Origin of the sequence: Streptomyces sp. NPDC055243, assembly GCF_044544025.1 — a bacterium.
Classification (GTDB): domain Bacteria; phylum Actinomycetota; class Actinomycetes; order Streptomycetales; family Streptomycetaceae; genus Streptomyces.
The window spans coordinates 25,990-33,691 of record NZ_JBITWR010000033.1; the positions used below are offsets into that span (position 1 = coordinate 25,990).

The 7,702-nt window shown below is 72.0% G+C and carries 6 protein-coding genes; 3 read left to right on the forward strand and 3 right to left on the reverse strand.

Annotated elements, in window-relative coordinates; all coding sequences use genetic code 11:
* Positions 1-60 precede the first annotated feature (60 nt).
* Together ACIGXX_RS43785 and ACIGXX_RS43790 are read right to left on the reverse strand one after the other, a co-directional pair.
* Positions 61-873 carry an inositol monophosphatase family protein gene (locus ACIGXX_RS43785; protein ID WP_399984830.1) on the reverse strand — a complete coding sequence of 271 codons (813 nt, stop codon included), beginning with the start codon at positions 871-873 and terminating at the stop codon, positions 61-63.
* A 23-nt stretch (positions 874-896) separates the two neighbouring features.
* Positions 897-2,024: a ferrochelatase gene (locus ACIGXX_RS43790; RefSeq protein WP_351173861.1), complete on the reverse strand. Its 1,128-nt coding sequence runs from the start codon at positions 2,022-2,024 to the stop codon at positions 897-899.
* Between the two features lie 155 nt (positions 2,025-2,179).
* Between ACIGXX_RS43790 and ACIGXX_RS43795 the strand changes: the two genes are divergently transcribed.
* Together ACIGXX_RS43795 and ACIGXX_RS43800 are read left to right on the forward strand one after the other, a co-directional pair.
* Positions 2,180-3,424 carry an MFS transporter gene (locus ACIGXX_RS43795; RefSeq protein ID WP_351173858.1) on the forward strand — a complete coding sequence of 415 codons (1,245 nt, stop codon included), beginning with the start codon at positions 2,180-2,182 and terminating at the stop codon, positions 3,422-3,424.
* Positions 3,378-4,703, forward strand: coding sequence for a D-arabinono-1,4-lactone oxidase (locus tag ACIGXX_RS43800; RefSeq protein ID WP_361468176.1), 1,326 nt, complete (start codon positions 3,378-3,380; stop codon positions 4,701-4,703). Before ACIGXX_RS43795 ends, ACIGXX_RS43800 begins: the two co-directional genes overlap by 47 nt.
* A gap of 24 nt (positions 4,704-4,727) precedes the next feature.
* Here ACIGXX_RS43800 and ACIGXX_RS43805 read toward each other — a convergent pair whose 3' ends face one another.
* On the reverse strand, positions 4,728-5,903 hold the full coding sequence (locus ACIGXX_RS43805) for a hypothetical protein (RefSeq protein ID WP_399984833.1): 1,176 nt from the start codon (positions 5,901-5,903) through the stop codon (positions 4,728-4,730).
* A gap of 462 nt (positions 5,904-6,365) precedes the next feature.
* Here ACIGXX_RS43805 and sepH point away from each other — a divergent pair, with 462 nt between their 5' ends.
* Positions 6,366-7,463, forward strand: coding sequence for a septation protein SepH (gene sepH, locus ACIGXX_RS43810; RefSeq protein ID WP_351173849.1), 1,098 nt, complete (start codon positions 6,366-6,368; stop codon positions 7,461-7,463).
* The last annotated feature ends 239 nt before the right edge of the window (positions 7,464-7,702 follow it).

Below are 7,702 nucleotides of genomic sequence, written 5' to 3' on the forward strand. Positions count from 1 at the left end.
CCCCGGCATCCGTGGACGAGATGCCGGGGCCCTTCTGCGTGCGCGTTCACGCGGGGCCGGTCAGTCGTGCCAGGCGCCGAACTCCTCCAGGCGTCCCTGAAGGTCCTCGAAGAGGCCGGGCGGGGCCGCTACGGTCAGCTCGCCCGACAGGGCCTGACCGGGCCGTCCGCCGGTCAGCGCGCCCGCCTCCCGCGCGACGAGGTCACCGGCCGCGAAGTCCCACGGGTTGAGGCCGCGCTCGTAGTACGCGTCCAGGCGGCCCAGCGCCACATCGCACAGGTCGATCGCCGCCGAGCCGCCGCGGCGGATGTCCCGGACCAGGGGGATCAACTGCCGGGCCACCTCGGCCTGGTGGGCGCGGCGCGCGGCGACGTACCCGAAGCCGGTGCCGACGAGGGCCTGGTCGAACGGGGGCGCGGGGCGGGTGTGCGCGGGCCTGTCGTTGACGAAGGCGCCCTCTGCGAGGACCGCGCGGTAGGTCTCGCCGCGCATCGGGGCGTGCACCACGCCGACGAGCGTCTCGCCGTCCTTGAGCGCCGCGATGGACACGGACCAGTCGGGGCGTCCGTAGAGGTAGTTGACGGTGCCGTCGATCGGGTCGATCACCCACTGGACGCCGCTGCTGCCCTCGGAGCTCGCGCCCTCCTCGCCGAGCACGCCGTCGTCCGGCCTGCACTCGGCGAGGAAGTCGGTGATCAGCTTCTCGGAGGCGATGTCCATCTCGGTGACCACGTCGACCGCGCTGGTCTTCGTGGCGGCCACGCCCAGGTCGTCCGGGCGCCCGTCGCGCAGGAAGGCCCCGGCGCGGTGCGCGGCCTCCAGGGCGACGCTCAGGAGTTCGGCCTTCAGCTGCTGGTCTGCGGGGTCGGTCACGGTGCTCCTGGTGCCTTCGTGGGTTACGCGTACGGGCTGTCGGCGCCCGCTGCCGCGGGCTTCGGGGCGCGCGAGGGGCAGCAGCCCACCGGGCACAGGTCGTGGCTCGCGCCGAGCGCTCCCAGGGCGCAGGGCGCGACCGCGCGACCGCTCTCCGTGCCGGCCCGCTCCAGGACCAGCTCCCGCACCGCGGCGGCGAACCGCGGGTCGGCGCCGACCGTGGCCGAGCGGCGGACCGGCAGGCCCAGCTCCGCGCCCTTCGCGTCGGCCTCGGTGTCGAGGTCGTACAGCACCTCCATGTGGTCCGAGACGAAGCCGATCGGGACCATCACCACGGCGGGTGCGCCCGCGGCGTGCCGCTCCTCCAGGTGATCGCAGATGTCCGGCTCCAGCCACGGGATGTGCGGGGCGCCGCTGCGCGACTGGTAGACGAGCTGCCAGGGGTGCTCGACGCCGGTCTCCTCGCGCACCGCGTCGGCGATGAGCCGGGCCACGTCCAGGTGCTCCGCGACGTACGCTCCGCCGTCCCCATGGTCCTCGACGCGCCCCGAGGTGTCGGCCGCCGCGGTCGGGATGGAGTGCGTGGTGAAGGCGAGGTGCGCCCCTTCGCGTACGTCGTCGGGCAGTTCGCCCAGGGACTTGATGACCCCGTCGATCATGGGGCGGACGAAGCCGGGGTGGTTGAAGTAGTGCCGCAGCTTGTCGACGCGCGGCACCTCAAGGCCCTCCGAGGCGAGCACGGCGAGGGACTCCGCCAGGTTCTCGCGGTACTGGCGGCAGCCCGAGTACGAGGCGTACGCGCTGGTCGCGAGGACGAGCACGCGGCGGTGGCCGTCCTGGACGAGTTCGCGCAGGGTGTCGGTCAGATAGGGCGCCCAGTTGCGGTTGCCCCAGTAGACCGGCAGGTCAAGGCCGTGCTCCGCGAAGTCCTTGCGCAGGGCGTCGAGCAGGGCGCGGTTCTGGTCGTTGATGGGGCTGACCCCGCCGAACAGGAAGTAGTGCTGGCCCACCTCCTTGAGCCGCTCCTTGGGGATGCCGCGGCCCCGTGTCACGTTCTCCAGGAACGGGACCACGTCGTCGGGGCCTTCGGGGCCGCCGAACGAGAGCAGCAGCAGGGCGTCATAGGGAGAGGCATCGAGCGCATCGGACATACATCCGATCCTGCCACCCGCCGCTGACAGCCGAAAATCACGGTGCGGTCGGGCCTGTCGGAGCCGTAAGCTGTATCAGCCATCTTTACGCCTTACCGGCGCGGCTCCGTACATGGTCCGCACGGAGCCCCGCCGGCGCCTCAGCGGAGTCCCACGTGCCAAGCCCCTACCGCGCCATCTTCGCCGCCCCCGGCACCAAGGGGTTCTCGACGGCCGGCTTCCTCGGACGGATGCCGCTGTCGATGATGGGCATCGGCATCGTGACGATGGTGTCCCAGCTCACCGGGCGGTACGGACTCGCGGGCGCGCTCTCCGCGACCGTCGCCCTGTCCGCCGCCGCGATCGGCCCGCAGATCTCGCGCCTGGTCGACCGGTACGGACAGCGCCGGGTGCTGCGGCCCGCGACCCTGGCGTCCCTGGCCGCGGTCGCCGGGCTGCTGCTCTGCGCGAAGTACGAACTCCCGGACTTCACGCTCTTCGCCTTCGCCGCGCTCGTCGGCTGCGTGCCGAGCGTCGGCTCGATGATCAGGGCGCGCTGGGCGGTGCTCTACCGGGACACCCCGCAGTTGCACACCGCGTACTCCTTCGAGTCCGTGGTGGACGAGATCTGCTTCATCTTCGGGCCGATCATCTCGATCGGGCTCTCCACGGTGTGGTTCCCCGAGGCCGGGCCGCTCATGGCGGGCGTCTTCCTGGCCGTGGGTGTCTTCTGGCTGACGTCCCAGCGGGCCACCGAGCCCGTGCCGCACGGGCGTGAACACCACACCAAGGGCTCGGCGTTGCGCTCCGGCGGGCTACAGGTCCTGGTCGCGACGTTCGTGGCGACGGGTGCGATCTTCGGATCCATCGACGTGGTGACCGTGGCGTACGCCGAGGACCAGGGGCACAAGGCCGCGGCGAGCCTGGTGCTCGCGGTGTACGCGCTCGGCTCCTGCGTGGCGGGGGCGGCCTTCGGGCTCATGCACTTCAAGGGGGCGCCCGCCCCGAGGTGGCTGCTGGGTGTCTGCGCGATGGCCGTGAGTATGATCCCGCTTCAGTTGGTCGGGAACCTTCCGTTTCTGGCCGTGGCGTTGTTCATCGCGGGCCTCTCCATAGCGCCGACCATGATCACGACGATGGCCCTCGTCGAACAGCACGTACCACGCGCGAAGCTGACCGAGGGCATGACCTGGGTGAGCACCGGACTCGCGGTCGGCGTCGCGCTCGGCTCCTCCGCGGCCGGCTGGGTCATCGACGCAGCCGGTTCGGACGCCGGGTACGCGGTACCCGGTCTCTCCGGGGCCGTCGCGGTGGCGGTCGGTCTCCTGGGGTATCGCCGGCTGAAGAAGCCGGTTCCGCGACGGGGAGGAACCCATGAGCACGGCAACGGGCAGCGGGAAGAGCACAGCAGCGTGGCGTAACTGGGCGGGCACCGTCAGCGCCCGTCCGGCCAGGGAGGTCACCCCCGCGTCGGTCGACGAGCTCACCGCGGCGCTGCGGCAGGCCAAGGACGACGGCCTCAGGGTGAAGCCGGTCGGCACCGGCCACTCCTTCACGGCGGCCGCGGCGACCGACGGCCTCCTGATACGCCCCGACCTCCTCACCGGCATCCGCCGGATCGACCGCGAGGCCGGCACCGTCACCGTGGAAGCGGGCACTCCGCTGAAGCGTCTGAACGCGGCGCTCGCCCGCGAGGGCCTCTCGCTCACGAACATGGGCGACATCATGGAGCAGACGGTCTCCGGCGCGATCAGCACCGGAACCCACGGCACCGGCCGCGATTCGGCGTCGATCTCCGCGCAGATCACGGCACTTGAACTGGTCACGGCGGACGGCACGGTCCTGACCTGCTCGGAGAAGGAGAATCCAGAGGTCTTCGCGGCGGCCCGGATCGGCATCGGCGCACTCGGCGTGATCAGCGCGATCACCTTCGCCGTGGAGCCCGTCTTCTTCCTCACCGCCCGCGAGGAGCCGATGACCTTCGACAAGGTCACGAGCGAGTTCGACGCGCTGTACGCCGAGAACGAGCACTTCGAGTTCTACTGGTTCCCGCACACCGGCAACTGCACCACCAAGCGCAACAACCGCAGCGCGGGCCCCGAGGACCCGCCGGGCAGGATCAGCGCCTTCGTGGAGGACGAGATTCTCTCCAACGGCCTCTTCCAGGTGGTCAACTCGGTCGGCAGGGCCGTCCCCGCGACCATCCCGGGCATCGCCAAGATCTCCAGCAAGGCGCTCTCCGCCCGCACCTACACGGACATCCCCTACAAGGTCTTCACAAGCCCGCGCCGCGTGCGCTTCGTGGAGATGGAGTACGCCGTTCCGCGGGAGGCCCTCGTGGAGACGCTGCGCGAGCTCAAGGCGATGGTGGAGCGCTCGAACCTGCGCATCAGCTTCCCCGTGGAGGTCCGCACGGCCCCCGCGGACGACATCACGCTGTCCACGGCCTCGGGCCGGGACAGCGCGTACATCGCCGTCCACATGTACCGGGGCACGCCCTACCAGGCGTACTTCACCGCCGCCGAGCGGATCTTCACCGCGCACGAGGGCCGGCCCCACTGGGGCAAGCTCCACACCCGGGACGCCGAGTACTTCGCGCGGGCCTATCCGCGCTTCGCCGAGTTCACGGCCCTGCGCGACCGCCTGGACCCGGACCGCATGTTCGGCAACGCCTACTTGCGGCGCGTCCTGGGCGACTGAGCGACGGAGCGACTGAGCGGCCGTCTACGGGTTGGGGGTCGCGTCCCGCTGCGCGTCGTCGCCGCTTCCGGCGCCGCTCGACGGAGTCGGGGTCGGAGTGGGTGTCGGGGTCGGCGTGGGCGTGGGTGTCGGCGTCGGATCCGTCTTGGAGTCGTCGCCGGAGTCCGAACCCTTGTCAGGGTCGTCCTTCGAACCTGAATCCGAGTCGTTTCCGGTGTCCGGGGACTGCGGGTTCGTCCCGTCCGGGTCCTGCGAAGCGCCGCCGTCCTGCTGCGATCCGTCGTCCGTACCCGTCGAGGGGCCGTCGGACGGCTGCCCGGAGGGGTCGGTCGAGGGCGGGGTCGGCTGGTCCCGCGAGCCGTTCTTGCCCGAGAAGCCGTTGCCGATCGTGGTGCCGTGACCGCCGCTGAAGTCCTCGCCCGAGACGATCTCGTACGTCGTGATCCCGGCCATGGCCACACCGAAGACGACCGCGGCGGCGATCAACGGCCGCTTCCAGCTCCGAATTCGTGTGCGATGCGTGGTGCCGTCGGTGAACTCGTCCGAGGGAAGCGGCGGCACGACCGGCTCCATCGGCACGGCGGGCGCCGCCTGGCGCAGCACGCGCGTGGCGTCGTCCCGGGGCACCGGCCGCGTGGCGTCGATCGACCCGAGCAGCTGCGTCTTGTCGGCGTCGGCGTCCGCCGCGGGTTCCGCCACGGGCAGCAGGGTCGTGCGGTCCGCGTCGACGTCCGAGGTCACCGGCAGCACGGTCGTGCGGTCGGCGTCGGCGGCCGGCAGCACCGAGGTGGCGTCCGGCTCGACCGCCCTCCCCCAGGTCGTCGTCACGGGCCCGGCACCGCCGTGCGCCGCCGCTCCCGTGTACGCCGCCGCCCTGAACGTCTCGGCCACCGGCGCGCCCTGGGCATCGGTCAGCGGCACCTGGTGCGCCCGCGGCTTGGCCTGCACCGCCACGTCACGTATCTGCTCGCCCGTGCGGCGGAAGAAGTGCTGGAAGATCGTGCCGCCACAGGTCGCGACCACGCTCACCAGGCCGGCGCCGAGGATCGTGCCGTAGACGCCGAAGCTCGCGGCGAGCTTCGCTCCCACGACGGCGGCCACGGCGCTCCCCGCCACCTGCGGCAGACTCAGATCTAGGCGCCGCTTCTCCGACTCCTCCTGGCCCTTGGATTCCTCGCCGGAATCCGGCTTTTCACGCATCTCCGACCCTTGCCTCCCTTTCTCGACTGACTACACGAGAAAGGGACGTATGGGTGTTGGGGATAGTTCCGTTTCTGGAGATTCCGTGAAGTGTGCCACTCATGCACCACCCTGCCCGGGTATCCCGGGGCGCCAACTCCCGTCCCCCGCGAGAAGTTCGGCGGCGCGGCGGACCACCCGCGTGGCCCGAATGGAGTACTGTTGCGAGCCCTGGGTCCGGTCTCCCACCTGGGTGCCCGGGGCCTTCCAGGACCGCCGGGAGGGGGCTCGCTGCACAGGGTGACCGAAGTGGTCACTGAGAGTTGCGAAATGGTAACCGTGCCATAACGGCGACCTAGGGCCCATGCCCGACACGCCGGGCAACTCGGCAAGGTTGTGGCAGGCTGCACCCGGGCAGGCCACACTCGACTAGCGGAAGCAGCGACGCACGTGACGTCGGCAGGCACCACCCGGGAGGTCCCCATGCCCGAACTGCGTGTCGTGGCCGTCAGCAACGACGGCACACGGCTGGTGCTGAAAGCTGCGGACAGCACGGAGTACACGCTTCCGATCGACGAGCGACTGCGCGCCGCGGTGCGCGGTGACCGCCCGCGTCTCGGCCAGATCGAGATCGAGGTGGAGAGCCACCTCCGCCCCCGCGACATCCAGGCACGGATACGTGCGGGTGCCAGCGCGGAGGAAGTCGCCTCGCTCGCCGGAATCCCCGTCGATCGCGTCCGCCGCTTCGAAGGACCCGTGCTCGCCGAGCGCGCCTTCATGGCCGAGCGGGCCCGGAAGACCCCCGTGCGCCGTCCCGGCGAGAACACCGGACCCCAGCTCGGCGAGGCCGTGTCGGAGCGACTGCTCCTGCGCGGCGCCGACAAGGAAACCATTCAGTGGGACTCCTGGCGCCGCGACGACGGCACCTGGGAGGTCCTGCTCGTCTACCGCGTCGCGACCGAGCCGCACTCCGCGAGCTGGACGTACGACCCGCCCCGGCGGCTCGTACAGGCCGTGGACGACGAGGCCCGTTCGCTGATCGGCGAGACGGACGACATCGCCGCGCCCGAGCCGAGCTTCCCGTTCGTGCCGCGCATCGCCCGGCTGCCCCGGGACAGGCCCTCGCTCGACCGGCCGCTCGACCGTGCCCTGGACCGGCAGTTGGAGCGCCCGAGCGCACCGCTGCCCCCGGAGCCCTCGGAGGACGGCACCGCGACCGGTGCGACCGCGTCCGTCTCCGAGTCGGAGCGGGACTCGCTCACCAGCCTCCTGGAGGCGGTGCCGAGCTTCCGCGGCGACATGATCGTGCCGGAGCGCCCCGCGCTGCCGGCCACGGACCTGCCGCCCGTGGAGGAGCCCGAGCAGGACCCGGAGGCCGAGGAGCCCCCCGCGGCGTCGGCCGGGGCGGGTTCCGCGTACGCGGACGTCCTGATGCCCCGCTCGGTGGCCAGCCACCGCGACCGTCTCGTCGGCACCACCGACCGCCAGGCGGAGGCCGACGGCGTCCGCCCCGGGCGGCGTGCGGCGGTGCCCAGCTGGGACGAGATCGTCTTCGGCACGCGCCGCAAGAAGCAGGAGTAGCGCCTCCGGGAGCAGGAGTAGCGCTTTCGGGAGCAGCACTTCGTCGTACGCAGTCGGGGGGGGGGGGGGGGGGGGGGGGGGGGGGGGGGGGGGGGGGCGGCCGGGGGGGGGGGGGGGGGGGGGGGGGGGGGGGGGGGGGGGGGGGGGGGCGGTGCGAGCGGTGGGCTTCGAGGCGGCGGATGCCGATGCAGCGGATGTCGAGGGCATGACAGATCCGGGCTCCGTTCGGGGAGGGCAGG